Raw genomic sequence first — 11,986 nt, 5'->3', positions numbered from 1 at the left:
TCCTCTATCTCGTCGCCGCAATGAGTTGGCTCCAGTGAATGTCGATTCGCCCTAGCCGTCCATAGTCCGTCAGCGCAGGAGGCCGAGGCGTCAGCTGTCCCAAGGACCCGCATTTGATCTCGGCAATGACCAAGCGGGCGCCGGCCGACGTCTGATGCGTTCACCGCGGGTCCGATGCTGTCGTCTTCGGAAGATAGACGGCGACATTATTTCTTTCGCCGGAGAACGCACCGGCGACGAACAGATAGGCCGCAATCCCCAAGATGGCGAGCAGCATCAAGCCTATCGGCAGTTCTGTCGAAGACCTCCGCGGCTTGTCATAGCTGTGCTTGTGGTTCATCTCCAAGTCCTTTGCATGTCACCTTATCCCTCGACAGCAGCAGAGCCGGCCGAAAGGAATTTGGGACTGCTCTGATGCTGTCTTGCACCCATGGTCAGTGCTGAACACCATGGGCCTGCAGGGTTATATTAGAACCTGCGATGATGCCTAAAGTTCCCGACCGGGGCCGTGGTCTCGCGGTCTGCCGTCGCTGATGAGAACGTTTGGAGAACTTTCCTGTGTGACAGGATCATCTGGCGGTGTATAAGGCCGAATGGTCCAAAGAGCAGGCAGTGCCGATCTTCCGCTTCATGGTGGCCGGGTTCCCCGGTGGCTTGGCGAGCGCATGACGAAACTTGGCGCGATCATCACCCAGGCGATCGTCATCGAATACGGTCGAGACGAATTTCTTCGGCGGCTGGCGCATCCGTTCTGGTTTCAGTCTTTCGGATGCGTCATGGGCATGGACTGGCACTCCTCGGGCATCACCACCAGCGTCATCGGCGCCCTGAAGCGTGGTTTGTCGCCTCTGTCCCGCGAACTCGGCATTCATGTTTGCGGCGGGCGAGGGCGGAATTCTCGGGAGACGCCTGGCGAGTTGATTGCGATCGGCGAGCGCGTGGGTCTGGATGGAGGTGGCCTTGCGACCACCAGCCGCCTCGTCGCAAAGGTCGACAGCGCGGCGGTGCAGGATGGATTCGACCTTTACCTGCATGGTTTTATCGTCGCCGACGACGGCAAATGGGTCGTCGTGCAACAGGGCATGAACGGCGAAAAGCGGCAGGCCCGGCGCTACCACTGGCTGTCGGAGGGTATCACCAGCTTCGTGGACTCGCCTCATACGGCGATCGAGGGTGTGCGGCAGGGCGAGATCGTCAATCTTGCCGATCGCCGCGCCGCGGCCTCGCGCAACAGCCAGCTCGATCTGCTGGCTTCGCTCGGCCCGGATCGGATTGTCCGGGAGGTCGTGGCTATCGAGCCCGGGCGCGAAGCCAGGCAAACCGCGCAGCCGATGCTGCCGCATCTGATCATGCCAGCACATCACGACGTGCGTCAGGAAGACGTCAACATGAAGCGTCTGCACGCCACGCTCGCAGCCGCTGCCGACCGCGGTCCAGAGGATTTCGAGCACCTCCTGCTGGTGCCGGGCGTTGGGGCGCGGACCGTCAAGGCGCTGGCGATGGTGGCCGAAGTCGTACACGGTGCGCCATGCCGGTTTGCCGATCCGGCGCGCTTCTCGCTTGCCCATGGAGGCAAGGATCGCCACCCATTTCAGGTGCCCCTGAAAGTCTATGACGAGACGATCCGGGTGATGAAGTCGGCCGTGTCGAAGGCGAAGCTCGGTCGCCACGAAGAGATGCAGGTTCTCAAACGCCTGGACGATCAGGCTCGCCAGCTCGAAAAATATGTAACCGGCCCGGATCTCAAGGAAATTGTGGCCGGCGAGTTTCGCCAATCGCAAGAGTTCGGCGGCCGCAGTGTATTTGGCTGGGAAGGACCGGCAGGACCATCGGAGGACGCGGAGCGATCGCCCCGTTTCGGTCGCCGCGACCGATAGACAGCTCCGTGCGACAGCAAGGCGTTGCAGCGAATCTCTTTCTTTGATCTCTTCGAGAAGTTCTCGCCGGAACTCAAACCTCCTCCCAAGGGTTGGAAGGAAGCTTGCGAGGGCGAGCCAGCAGAATCCACGCCAAGAGGAGTCTCGCGATGGAAGAACTGCAGAGCATCACGGTATCTGAGGAACGGCTCGAGGATTGCCGTGACGTCGTTGAGCTTGATCTTCAGCTTTTGATCCGCGAAACGATCGACTCCGGGTTTTCGGTGGAGGAGGTGTTGATCGCGATCAGTGAACTGGTGGCGGAAGATTTCGCCAGCGCCGTCAAGGTCGCCAGCGTCCACTAAGAAGCGCATTGCCGCCCGAAACGGAGCAATTGGTCCCGCAGCGAGGGCTCGGCGACACGCTTTGCCGCTTCCCGATAGTCGAACCAGGCCAGCTTCCGCTCACCCTTCTCGGGGAATTTCCGGCGCATGCGCCCGACTTCGAGGAGGTGGAGCTGAACCCTGCAGGAAATCTTGAGTCCGTGGTCCAGCCGTTTTTTGTAGAAGTAGTGGCCGAACGGGAACCTCTGGCAAGTGCCTTTGACGCCTGCTTCCTCATAGGCCTCTCTCGCCGCGACCTCATGCGCGCGTTTTCCCTTCATCGGCCAGCCCTTCGGAATGACCCAGCGGCCGGTGTCCCGGCTGGTGATGAGAAGAATTTCCGGTGCGTTGTCCTTACGGCGGTAACACAGGGCCGCGTATTGCATGCGTGGCGGCCGGCGAAGCATCAACTGCACGTCAGAGGCAATTTGATGTAGAAAATTCACAGAAACGCTATCTCCTTTGCTGCCCTTGTATACGGGCAGGCTTTCTGTCTGCCACTCGAAAGTAGGGGACAACAACCAGATAGGCGGTTCTGTTCCGCCAACACATCACGCGCAACGCATTAAGCGAAAGTGGAACGCGGGACGGACGACCGGCCGGTTCAAAGCGTTGACAGGATCCGGTTGCTGAGCGATCCGCGATAGGTCTTCTTGATCTCGACCTTGTTTTCCAGTGAATCCAAGATCTCCTCGCAGAAATCAATGTCGTGAAGCTCGCGGATGGTCTGGAGGCCGCCAGGCGTGAATACGTTGATTTCGAGAAGCTTGTCGCCGACAATATCAAGGCCGACCAGGAACATGCCGTCCTCAACCAGTTTCGGACGTAGTGTTTCGGCGATCGCCAGCATCTCTTTCGTAACGTGCGCCGCCTTTGGAGTGCCGCTGCCGTGGATATTGGACCGCACGTCTCCCTTCGGCGGCACGCGTCTGAACGCAGCATAGACGCCGCCCCTCTGGAGCGGCCGTCCGTTCATCAGGAACAACCGCGTGTCGCCTTCCGATGCCTTCGGAAGGTAGCTCTGCACAATCAGATAGCCGACGACGCCGACGGCCTCGACAATTTGAGTAAGGTTGCCTTCCGTGCTGGTCGCGACCCTGAAAACATTTCTACCGCCAGATCCCTGCAACGGTTTGATGATCACGCCCTCGGAGTAACCGTCGATGAACGCGCGAATTTCATCGATGTCCTTGGAGATCAGAGTTGTCGGGCGAACGGCCACCGGGAAATCCTGAAAATAGAGCTTGTCTTGTGCCAATGCCAAACCGCAGGGGTCGTTGACCACGATCGTACCGCGCTCTGTGGCGAGACGACCGAAATTCGCCCCGGCGTGCGATGCCCAAGGACGGCTCTCCGCATCCTCAGAAGGATCGTTGCGCAGAAACAGAACATCCACGTCTTCAATGTTGACGACGGCCCTGTCTGCATCCCTGAGTGCGCGCAAAAGCGTTTCTGGTTTCTTTGGCCGTGTTCCGTCGAAACCGGCCGCCCGTATCATCAATGTGTCGTCCGGGCGCAGGATAAAATCACCGGGCGTGACATAAAGGACCTCATGCCCGCGGGCGAGCGCGGCAAGCGCCAACGCTGTGGTCGTATAAGCTGGCGCTTCGGTTTCGAGTGCGTTGACAAGGAGGGCGATTCGCATTGGGGTTCCCAGCTTCGGATTTTGGTCCCGTTCGCGCCAGTGCCTGATGCACCGCGCACGACCTAAGAAATAGGGCGGGACGACACTGCACCAAGACGGCCTACTCCTGCGCGTCGCGCCAGGCTGCCATCGGCGCTTTCTTCGCGATACCGTTGTCGATGGTCAGCACGCTGTCGAAAAGATGGGTGTCACCCCCTGATTGGATCGACGAAGTGTCATGCATGATGGCGATTGCAGTCGCCTTTGGGCAATGCTCCTTGATCGATTGATGAAATGCCTGGACCGCCTGGCTATCCAGGGCACTCGTCGCCTCGTCGAGGAAGAGCAGGCCCGGCTTTAACAAAATGATCTTGGCCAGGACGAGCTTCTGTTTCTCGCCTCCGGAGAGAAGCTTGTCCCAGGTCTGGCCCTCGCGACCATCCTTTGAAAGCTCGCCCGCAAATTCTTCGAGCCTGGCCTCCTCCAGCGCCGCCACGACAGCGGCGTCGCTATGGCTGTCAGCCTCATCTGGCAAACAGACGAGATCCTTCAGGCAAACGCCCTGGAGCTTGACGTCTTGGGCGGCGTAGAGGCTTCGAACGTTTTCGGGCGTGGTGATCGTACCGCGGCCGTGTGCCCAAAGACCGTTGATCGCTTTGAGCAGCGAGGTCTTGCCGCTACCGGATTCACCGACCACCAACGTCCACTCTCCAGGGAGGAAATGCAGCTTGTCGGCGATCAAAAAGGGGGTGTCGTCGCCAACATGCAGGAGTTCGACCGAGTGGACGGTCAGGCCCCGCGCGGCATCCTGGGTCTTGTATTCGAACGCCGAGGGGCCGGTTCGGGCATAGTAGTCCTGCGGCAGCTGCACGCTTTCTATCGCTTGCGCAAGTTCGGTGATCCGGCGTGCATCGGCCCTTAGCGTCGCGATGTCGGGCATCGCGTGGATGAACCACGAGCATTCGTTGATGAGCGCCGTCGCCAGCTCGGCGCCGGTGACATAGTCCTGCAGGCTGATCGTTTTGTCGACGTAGGGGAGCAGCCCTGGTGCGTAGGCGACAATGCGTGAGCCGATGAAATTGTGCACCAGTTCGAACCCCATGAACCCGGCGGTCACGCGATTGAGGCTTGCCCAGGTGCGATCAATCTCGCGATATCGGCGCCGGTTGACCGCCTTCTGGGCCGGTTCGCCATTAATTACCGCAACATGAAAACTGCGGTGCAACAATTGGTTCAATTCGCTGCGATAACTGCCTTCCGCCGATTGGATGCGTATCGAGAGACCCTGCAGGACATGACCGAGCTTGGCTGCGAGGAACGTATTCAGCGGCACGTAGATCGCGATTGCGAGGAATGTCAAACAGGCGCTGCCGTAGCTGCCCAGGAGATCGAGTCCTCTGACGGTGCTCGACGTCTCGATCAGTTTTAGCCCGACGAATCCAAGCGATAGCACGACGCCGGCTATGCCCACGCCCAGGCCGATTGCACCGCCCGTCATGCCCTTTATGGCTTCCTGTATCCTCTGATCGATGTTGTCGGGCGATGAAGCCTCCGCCTCGCTTGCGGCGCCAAACCCGTTTTGCAGGAGGTGAAAATGGGTGTGGTTGGAATCGAGCAGCGCCTGGTTGAAGCGATCGTCCAGCCATTGGCGCCATTTCCGGTGGAGTGTGGTGTTAAAGAAATGACGGACTGCAGTGAATCCTGCGTCCCTAGTGATCGCGATCGCGGCAAGCGTGGCTGCGGTGGTCAGGAGCGACCAGGGCGTCGTCGGCACGGTGGGATGGTGAAAATTAGCGATCCGATTGACGAGTTCGCCGGAGGTCAAGGCGAACCATACGCTTGCCTGGGCCGACAAGCCGGTGAGCAGCAGGATAAGAAACGTTAAGCCCCAGGCCTCGCGCCAACGCTCGGAGAGCCAGTAGGCCAGCAACAGACCCCAAAAGCTGCGCATTGAAGCAACAGGACTGGTCCGGTGTCGTCGCTCCCGGCCGAAGGTCCATCTGACCAGTGCTGCTGTTCGCTGTGCGTTACTGCGCACGACCTCACTTAAAGCCATCCCCATGAACTGGGGCGAGGATCGGGCTTGTCAAATCCGAGGAATATTGCAGGAGGGGCCAGCGCCCCTGCCAATTGCAGAGATCCTTTCATCTACGAGGCTTAGGTGTCGGTGATCGAAATGTCGTTACGGATCAATTCCGCCCGTTTATGCCCAACCTGTCGAAGGGCCGTGCCCGGACACGCTTCGCACTCCGGGTCCCTGCTTCGGCGCCGTCCGGAACCTTTTGTCGCCGCAGATGTTGGAGGCGCTCCAACCAGATGGCACAGGAGCTTGCTATGCCGGAGAAGACACTCGAGGCGCTGTTTTATGACGGCCTTAAGGACATCTACTATGCGGAGAAGCAGATACTGAAAGCGCTGCCGAAAATGGCGCGCGCGGCGCAATTGCCCGATAGCAAAGCGGCATTCCAGAAGCATCGGGACGAAACGGAGCACCATGTCGAGCGCCTGCAACAGGTCTTTGAGATCATCGACAAACGTGCGCAGGGCAAGACCTGCGAGGCTATTCAGGGGATCATCGCCGAGGGCGAGGAGATCATGGAGGAATTCAAGGGGAGCCCGGCTCTCGACGCCGGCCTCATCTCCGCGGCTCAGGCGGTCGAACACTATGAGATCGCGCGATACGGCACCCTGAAGACCTGGGCCAAGCAGCTTGGGTTGGAGAAGGCGGCGCTGCTGCTCGACCAGACCCTTCAGGAAGAAGGGGCGACCGACAAGGCACTCACCAAGATCGCCCTGTCCGCCGCCAACAACAAGGCAAAGGTTGCAGCTTGATCGCAGCGAGGCGCGGAGGGCGTAAGGTTCGCCCTTCGCGTCAAGGCGGGCGGTGGGCGAGAAGAGGCCCGGCACGGGGCCGGGCCGCCATGGTCACTCGCGATGCTCGGGCATCGCCTTGAGTTGATCCTTGGTCCAGGCCGTCACCGCATGAACCTCACCGTTTTCATCCCGCATGAAATCGAGGTCGGCAGTGGGTACTGCAACCGGCTTTGCGCCGATGCCGAGAAAGCCGCCGACGTCAATGATAACGGTGCTGGCGGCGCCGGCGCCGTGGACGTGATCAACCGTGCCGACCTTGTCGTCATCCACCCCATATACTGTCGCGCCTTCAAGGACAGCAGGCGTGAGTTCCGTCGGGTCGAGGCGTACGTGATTGGTGTGATCCATTTTCGTTGCTCCTTTGAAATGAACCGAAAAGAACCGGCACTGGACGAAACTGTTCCACTCGAACCACGGCTGGCAGCCGTCGTCGGTATCGAGAAACAGGTCGATGGCCGTCAAAATTCGGATGTTTCTCGGAACTTGCAGGGTATCCCCCGGTTAGAGCGCCACGGGCCGATTGGGACCCGGTAAGAGGTCCTCCATGAAACGCACCACTCTCGCAATGGCAGCGCTCTTCGGTGTTGTCGCAATGCCGGCCTTCGCGCAGACGACGCCCAATCCAGACGGCGAGACGCCCGCCATTGCGACCCCGGACTCGAACAATCCGACCGCACCGGTGGCCGGCGCCAGCAGCTTCACCGAAGCTCAGGCCAAGGATCGCATCGAAAAGGCCGGCTACGCTTCCGTGCAGGGCTTGAAACTGGACAGCCAGGGCGTCTGGCGGGCTGCAGCGACAAGGGGCGGAAAGTCCGTTGAGGTCGCCCTCGACTATCAGGGCAACGTGACGTCTCAATCGAAATAGTGAGGAGATCTCGACATGAAAACCGTAAGTGGTTTGTTCGACGACTATACGGATGCGCAGTCGGCGGTCAGTGAACTGGAGCAAGCCGGAATTCCTCCGGAAAACATCGGCATTATCGCCAACAACACGGGCGGCCGATATTCTCCTGAGAGCGGCGCTGCCGAGGGCGCCGGAGCCGGCGCGGCCATCGGCGCCACCAATGGAGGCGCGATCGGCCTGTTGACGGGCCTCGGCCTTATGGCTGTTCCCGGTATCGGTCCGATCGTCGCGGCGGGGTGGCTGGCTGCAACGGCTGCGGGCGCCGCAACCGGCGCCATCGCCGGCGGTGCCGTGGGCGGCGTGATCGGCGCACTTTCGGAATCGGGTATCGATGAAGCGGACGCGAACGTGTATGCCGAGGGCATCCGCCGTGGCGGCGCACTCGTGACGGCGCGGTCGCTGAGCGAACATCTGGCCGAGCGTGCAGAGATGATCTTTCGCAACAGGGGCGTCGATCTGGCCGAACGTCGCGCCACCTACGAAGCAACCGGTTGGCGTCGCTTCGATGAACGAGGGGAGCCGCTGACAGAGACCGAGATCGGGATGCATCGGGATCGGTTGCGTTCCGGTCTTTAGATCCAGCCGCTGCCATTAAACGTCACGCAAAGTGCGCGGCAAGTTTGTTCGTTTCCGACGCCGTCTATTGTACCAGTTGGCGTCCGCAGCGGCAGTGCGCACGCGGGGAACAAACCTGCATGAAAGCGGTTCGATACGGTGTAGCGACTGAGCGCAAGGAGCGAGTGCATGAGCGAGGCACAAACCACCGACAACCACGACGAAATTCGCCATTGGGCCGAAGCGCGCAAGGGAAGACCCGCCCGGGTAAAAGGTGCCCTCGATGGAATATTGCGGATCGATTTCGGGGAAGCAGAGGTGGACCTGGAGCCGATCTCTTGGGATGAGTTTTTCCGCATCTTCGATCACAACAAGCTGTTGTTTCTTCGCCAGGACAAGACGGCGGATGGCCGCCTGAGCAGGTTCAACAAATTCGTGGACCGGCCCTGATCTCGCCGGAGCACGAGCTAGGACTGCCCTTCCGACTGTGACCGGGCCAAACGCGCCTGCAGGGATCTGCGTACCTCGCCGATGCCCGGCGCATTATTCACCGTCGGTGTCCCCCCAACATCGAAGGCCAGCTTTCCCGTCACCTGTTGGTATCATCGGGCGCGCTGTTGTTGCTTGGTGCGCCCGTTCCGGATTGTGGGGTCGGGTTGCGATCCGTGGGTGCCAGGCCTTCCGGGCTCTCGGTGCTCGGGCGCTGCTCGGCTTCCGGCCGTTGACCCGAAGAGGCGGGCCCAGTGCGTTCAACCGAACCGGTTTGATCAGAGCCAACGCCTTGCCCCCATTCCACGAGGCCCCATGCGGCCAGCGCCAAAGCCAGGCTGGCGACGAGCACCAGAAGGACGCGCCTGCCCAATCCTGCCTGCCTGGCCTCGCGTGGCGAAAACTGGGTTCGCTCCGCATCATGCGTTGCAGATTCCGGTTCGCCGCGCTCGTCCAAATGCTCAACCATTTGTCTGCCTCATATGTATCCTCTGCGCCCGCTACCCGATGAGGAGAGGGGCCAAGGATACAACCGAGGTCATCTTCAATGGTTCCAACTGGGCATCCGCATCGGCAAGCGCGGTGATATTCCGTTCACGGCCGCCGATCCGGTTGCCTACAATCGTCGCTGGCCTGAAAGGAGATCGATGCGGGCGCGAACACGGGCAACACCTTCCGGGATACTCGCGCTCGGAATGGACGAATAGCCCATGCGGAAGTAGCGACAGGGCTCGTCACTTCTGGGGAAGAAGGGGGAGCCGGATTCGACGAGCACTCCATCCTGGCGCAGTTCGCTCACAAGTCGATCGGCGTCGAGCCCTTCCGGTCCCTTGATCCAGAAAGACGTGCCGCCGAAGACCGACGAGCCCGCGATCGTCAAGCCCTCGCGGCGGAGTGCCTCTGCCATGATGACGTGGCGCTTGTGATACTCCGTGCGCATGCGATGCAGCACGGCGTCATAGTGGCCGAGCGCCAGGAAATAGGCTGCGGTGCGCTGCAGGTGACCGGGCGGATGGCGCAGCATCAGCGAGCGGAGCGCGCGGGCCTCGCGGATGAAGGGGGCCGGCGCGACGAGGTAGCCGAGCCGGAGTCCTGGAAACAGCGATTTCGAGAAGCTGCCGATGTAGAGCACACGCCCGGTCGGATCGAGGGCCTTCAGTGCCGGCGAGGGCGGTGCCAGATAGCTGATCTCGAACTCGTAGTCGTCCTCGACGATGACGAAGTCCTTCTCCTCGGCGGCCTCAAGCAGCCGCGCGCGCCGGTCGACCGGCATTGTCGCGCCCGTCGGTGAATGGTGGCTCGGCGTCACGAACACGGCGTCGACGTTCTCCGGCAGGGCATCCGGCGAAAGGCCCTCGCCATCGACGTCGACTGTGGTGACATCAGCACCGCTCAGCAGCAGCGAGGCGCTGATGTCGGGGTGGCATGGGTTTTCGCAGACCGCGGCCGAGGCCCTGTCCAGGATCAGTCGGGTCACGATCCAGAGCGCATTCTGGGCGCCGACGGTGACGAGAATTTCGTCCGGAGTGGCATGGATGCCGCGTCGCGGCAACGTGCGCGAGCAGATGTAATTGACGAGCCGCACGTCATCGGCCGCGGCAAAGTCGCTCGCCATCAAGACGAAGTCCTCACGGGCGAGCGCCCGGCGGGCGCAATCACGCCAGGCGTTGAGATCGAAGAGCGTCGGGTCCATCTGGCCATAGAGGAAGGGGAAGGGATAACGGCGCCAATCCAGCGGCTTCGGGATCTGGCGCACCACGCCGAAGCTCATCTTGATCTTGCTGCTCCAGTCCACCGGGGCGGAACCGCCGGACGGGAGATTGTCGTCCACGTCCCTGCCTGGCGGATTATCGGTGATGCGATAGGAACTGCGGCTGGCGGCCTCGACGTAACCCTGAGAGATCAATTCCTGGTAGGCGAGGGTTACCGTGATGCGTGAGATGCGCAGATAGTCAGCGAGCTTGCGCGTCGAGGGCAGGTGCGCGCCGGGCTGCACCCGACCGGCGAGCACCGCCGAAACCACCGTCTCGCGCAATTGCGCCTGCAGGCCGATCCCGCTTTCGCGCTCGATGAAGAAAATCGTTTCGGAAACGCTCATGCGCACAAAGGCGGCCCTCAGCGAGCTCAATCTGGATCTATTCAACTTCCAAACTGGATATAACGCAAGCCAAGCCTCGGCCTTATCGTCGTCAGCAAGGCCGGAAAAACCGGTCAATCAATAATCAAAGAGGAGAACGAAGAATGCTACATGGACATTTCAAGCGGTTGGCAGCAGCAGCCAGCATCGTGGCGAGCCTTGCCGCATCCAGCGCAGCTTATGCGGAGACGAAGCTTGTCGTCGGCTATCAGCAGATCGTTGGCCCCTTCGTCGCCGCGATCGCCGATGGCCGTTTCGACGCGGCGGCCAAGGAAGCCGGCTATTCGATCGACTGGCGTCAGTTCAGCTCGGCCGGCGACATCACGACGGCGCTTGCTTCCGGCGACGTGCCGATCGGCGTTCTCGGGTCGACCGGCACGGCGGCTGCCGCCACACGCGGTGTCGACCTGCAGCTCTTCTGGATCCTCGACAATATCGGCCAGTCGGAAGCGCTGGTTGCGCGCGACGGCTCGGGCATCGAAACGCCGGCCGACCTCAAGGGCAAGAAAGTCGCCGTCCCCTTCGTCTCGACCTCGCACTTCCATCTGCTTGTCGGCATGAACAAGGTCTGGAACGTCGATCCCCGCGAGGTGGAGATCCTCAACCTGAAGCCGCCGCAGATCGTCGCCGCCTGGCAGCGTGGCGATATCGATGCCGCCTATGTCTGGCCGCCGGCGCTTTCCGAAATCCAGAAGACCGGCAAGACGATCTCCGATTCCGAGGTGATCGGTGCGGCGAGCGTACCGACCTTCGACGGCCTGGTGGTCGACAAGGCCTGGGCGGAAGAAAACCCGAAGCTGATGGAGGCCTTCACCAAGGTCCTGGCGAAAGCCTATGCCGACTACAATTCCAACAAGGCCGCCTGGACGGAAGAGTCGGCCGAGGTCCAGGGTATCGTCAAGCTGATCGGCGGCGACGGCCCGAGCACGGTGGAAGCCCTGCGCCTCCTCTCTTTCCCGAATGCGGATGAGCAGGCCTCCGACGTCTGGCTCGGCGGCGGTGCGACGCGCGCGCTCGGCGAGAGCGCAAAATTCCTGGTCGAACAGAAGCAGATCGGCAATTCGCTTGACGACTATGCGCCCTACGTCAACGCGAACTTCGCGAAGGCTGCCGCGCAATAGCGTATTCTGCCTGTTGCGCCGGCCGTGGGGAGCGGCCGGTGCG

The 11,986-nt window shown here is 61.2% G+C and carries 13 protein-coding genes; 7 read left to right on the top strand and 6 right to left on the bottom strand.

The genetic code is table 11. From position 1 onward, the window contains the following. Positions 1 to 160: 160 nt before the first annotated feature. Positions 161 to 340 (bottom strand): hypothetical protein, encoded by a 180-nt coding sequence (locus BHMPCIPO_RS28580; protein WP_173520073.1) that lies wholly within the window; start codon positions 338 to 340, stop codon positions 161 to 163. 253 nt (positions 341 to 593) lie between these two features. Here BHMPCIPO_RS28580 and BHMPCIPO_RS28575 point away from each other — a divergent pair, with 253 nt between their 5' ends. Both BHMPCIPO_RS28575 and BHMPCIPO_RS28570 read left to right on the top strand, forming a co-directional pair. Further along, entirely contained in the window at positions 594 to 1,877 is a 1,284-nt protein-coding gene (locus tag BHMPCIPO_RS28575; RefSeq protein WP_173520072.1) for a DUF763 domain-containing protein, read from the top strand. Positions 1,878 to 2,026: 149 nt separating this feature from the next. After that, positions 2,027 to 2,221, top strand: coding sequence for a hypothetical protein (locus BHMPCIPO_RS28570; RefSeq protein ID WP_173520071.1), 195 nt, complete (start codon positions 2,027 to 2,029; stop codon positions 2,219 to 2,221). On the opposite strand, the gene BHMPCIPO_RS28565 is transcribed toward BHMPCIPO_RS28570, so the two are convergent. The 3 genes from BHMPCIPO_RS28565 to BHMPCIPO_RS28555 all read right to left on the bottom strand — a co-directional run bounded on the left by BHMPCIPO_RS28565 (position 2,218) and on the right by BHMPCIPO_RS28555 (position 5,814). Further along, on the bottom strand, positions 2,218 to 2,685 hold the full coding sequence (locus BHMPCIPO_RS28565; RefSeq protein ID WP_173520228.1) for an NUDIX hydrolase: 468 nt from the start codon (positions 2,683 to 2,685) through the stop codon (positions 2,218 to 2,220). The two genes, BHMPCIPO_RS28570 and BHMPCIPO_RS28565, sit on opposite strands and share 4 nt — an antisense overlap. Before the next feature lie 158 nt (positions 2,686 to 2,843). Beyond that, positions 2,844 to 3,884, bottom strand: coding sequence for a glutathione synthetase (locus tag BHMPCIPO_RS28560; protein WP_173520070.1), 1,041 nt, complete (start codon positions 3,882 to 3,884; stop codon positions 2,844 to 2,846). A gap of 100 nt (positions 3,885 to 3,984) precedes the next feature. Further along, positions 3,985 to 5,814, bottom strand: a complete 1,830-nt coding sequence (locus tag BHMPCIPO_RS28555) for an ABC transporter ATP-binding protein/permease (RefSeq protein ID WP_246304591.1) — start codon at positions 5,812 to 5,814, stop codon at positions 3,985 to 3,987. A gap of 383 nt (positions 5,815 to 6,197) precedes the next feature. Between BHMPCIPO_RS28555 and BHMPCIPO_RS28550 the strand changes: the two genes are divergently transcribed. Next, positions 6,198 to 6,695 (top strand): YciE/YciF ferroxidase family protein, encoded by a 498-nt coding sequence (locus BHMPCIPO_RS28550; protein WP_173520068.1) that lies wholly within the window; start codon positions 6,198 to 6,200, stop codon positions 6,693 to 6,695. 93 nt (positions 6,696 to 6,788) lie between these two features. Here the strand turns inward: BHMPCIPO_RS28550 and BHMPCIPO_RS28545 are convergent, their stop codons facing one another. Further along, entirely contained in the window at positions 6,789 to 7,085 is a 297-nt protein-coding gene (locus BHMPCIPO_RS28545; protein ID WP_173520227.1) for a PRC-barrel domain-containing protein, read from the bottom strand. A gap of 196 nt (positions 7,086 to 7,281) precedes the next feature. Between BHMPCIPO_RS28545 and BHMPCIPO_RS28540 the strand changes: the two genes are divergently transcribed. The 3 genes from BHMPCIPO_RS28540 (at position 7,282) to BHMPCIPO_RS28530 (ending at position 8,646) form a co-directional block, all read left to right on the top strand. Further along, entirely contained in the window at positions 7,282 to 7,602 is a 321-nt protein-coding gene (locus BHMPCIPO_RS28540) for a PepSY domain-containing protein (protein ID WP_173520067.1), read from the top strand. A gap of 15 nt (positions 7,603 to 7,617) precedes the next feature. Further along, positions 7,618 to 8,217 carry a general stress protein gene (locus tag BHMPCIPO_RS28535; RefSeq protein WP_173520066.1) on the top strand — a complete coding sequence of 200 codons (600 nt, stop codon included), beginning with the start codon at positions 7,618 to 7,620 and terminating at the stop codon, positions 8,215 to 8,217. A gap of 168 nt (positions 8,218 to 8,385) precedes the next feature. After that, positions 8,386 to 8,646 (top strand): hypothetical protein, encoded by a 261-nt coding sequence (locus tag BHMPCIPO_RS28530; RefSeq protein WP_173520065.1) that lies wholly within the window; start codon positions 8,386 to 8,388, stop codon positions 8,644 to 8,646. A 655-nt stretch (positions 8,647 to 9,301) separates the two neighbouring features. Here BHMPCIPO_RS28530 and pdxR read toward each other — a convergent pair. After that, positions 9,302 to 10,783: a MocR-like pyridoxine biosynthesis transcription factor PdxR gene (gene pdxR / locus BHMPCIPO_RS28525; protein WP_173520226.1), complete on the bottom strand. Its 1,482-nt coding sequence runs from the start codon at positions 10,781 to 10,783 to the stop codon at positions 9,302 to 9,304. Between the two features lie 143 nt (positions 10,784 to 10,926). Here pdxR and tauA point away from each other — a divergent pair, with 143 nt between their 5' ends. Then, on the top strand, positions 10,927 to 11,943 hold the full coding sequence (gene tauA / locus BHMPCIPO_RS28520) for a taurine ABC transporter substrate-binding protein (RefSeq protein ID WP_173520064.1): 1,017 nt from the start codon (positions 10,927 to 10,929) through the stop codon (positions 11,941 to 11,943). Positions 11,944 to 11,986 lie beyond the last annotated feature (43 nt).

The sequence above is a fragment of the Ensifer sesbaniae genome (genome assembly GCF_013283665.1).
GTDB lineage: Bacteria > Pseudomonadota > Alphaproteobacteria > Rhizobiales > Rhizobiaceae > Ensifer > Ensifer sesbaniae.
Note: the sequence above shows the minus strand (reverse complement) of the source record. Positions and strands in the feature narration are given on the sequence as shown.

What these genes read in the sequence shown, in the direction of transcription:
- BHMPCIPO_RS28540 (WP_173520067.1), top strand. Translation starts at nt 7,282, where the DNA reads ATGAAACGCACCACTCTCGCAATGGCAGCGCTCTTCGGTGTTGTCGCA.
- BHMPCIPO_RS28535 (WP_173520066.1), top strand. Translation starts at nt 7,618, where the DNA reads ATGAAAACCGTAAGTGGTTTGTTCGACGACTATACGGATGCGCAGTCG.
- BHMPCIPO_RS28530 (WP_173520065.1), top strand. Translation starts at nt 8,386, where the DNA reads ATGAGCGAGGCACAAACCACCGACAACCACGACGAAATTCGCCATTGG.
- BHMPCIPO_RS28580 (WP_173520073.1), bottom strand. Translation starts at nt 340, where the DNA reads ATGAACCACAAGCACAGCTATGACAAGCCGCGGAGGTCTTCGACAGAA.
- BHMPCIPO_RS28575 (WP_173520072.1), top strand. Translation starts at nt 594, where the DNA reads ATGGTCCAAAGAGCAGGCAGTGCCGATCTTCCGCTTCATGGTGGCCGG.
- BHMPCIPO_RS28545 (WP_173520227.1), bottom strand. Translation starts at nt 7,085, where the DNA reads ATGGATCACACCAATCACGTACGCCTCGACCCGACGGAACTCACGCCT.
- BHMPCIPO_RS28560 (WP_173520070.1), bottom strand. Translation starts at nt 3,884, where the DNA reads ATGCGAATCGCCCTCCTTGTCAACGCACTCGAAACCGAAGCGCCAGCT.
- BHMPCIPO_RS28555 (WP_246304591.1), bottom strand. Translation starts at nt 5,814, where the DNA reads ATGCGCAGCTTTTGGGGTCTGTTGCTGGCCTACTGGCTCTCCGAGCGT.
- BHMPCIPO_RS28570 (WP_173520071.1), top strand. Translation starts at nt 2,027, where the DNA reads ATGGAAGAACTGCAGAGCATCACGGTATCTGAGGAACGGCTCGAGGAT.
- tauA (WP_173520064.1), top strand. Translation starts at nt 10,927, where the DNA reads ATGCTACATGGACATTTCAAGCGGTTGGCAGCAGCAGCCAGCATCGTG.
- pdxR (WP_173520226.1), bottom strand. Translation starts at nt 10,783, where the DNA reads ATGAGCGTTTCCGAAACGATTTTCTTCATCGAGCGCGAAAGCGGGATC.
- BHMPCIPO_RS28550 (WP_173520068.1), top strand. Translation starts at nt 6,198, where the DNA reads ATGCCGGAGAAGACACTCGAGGCGCTGTTTTATGACGGCCTTAAGGAC.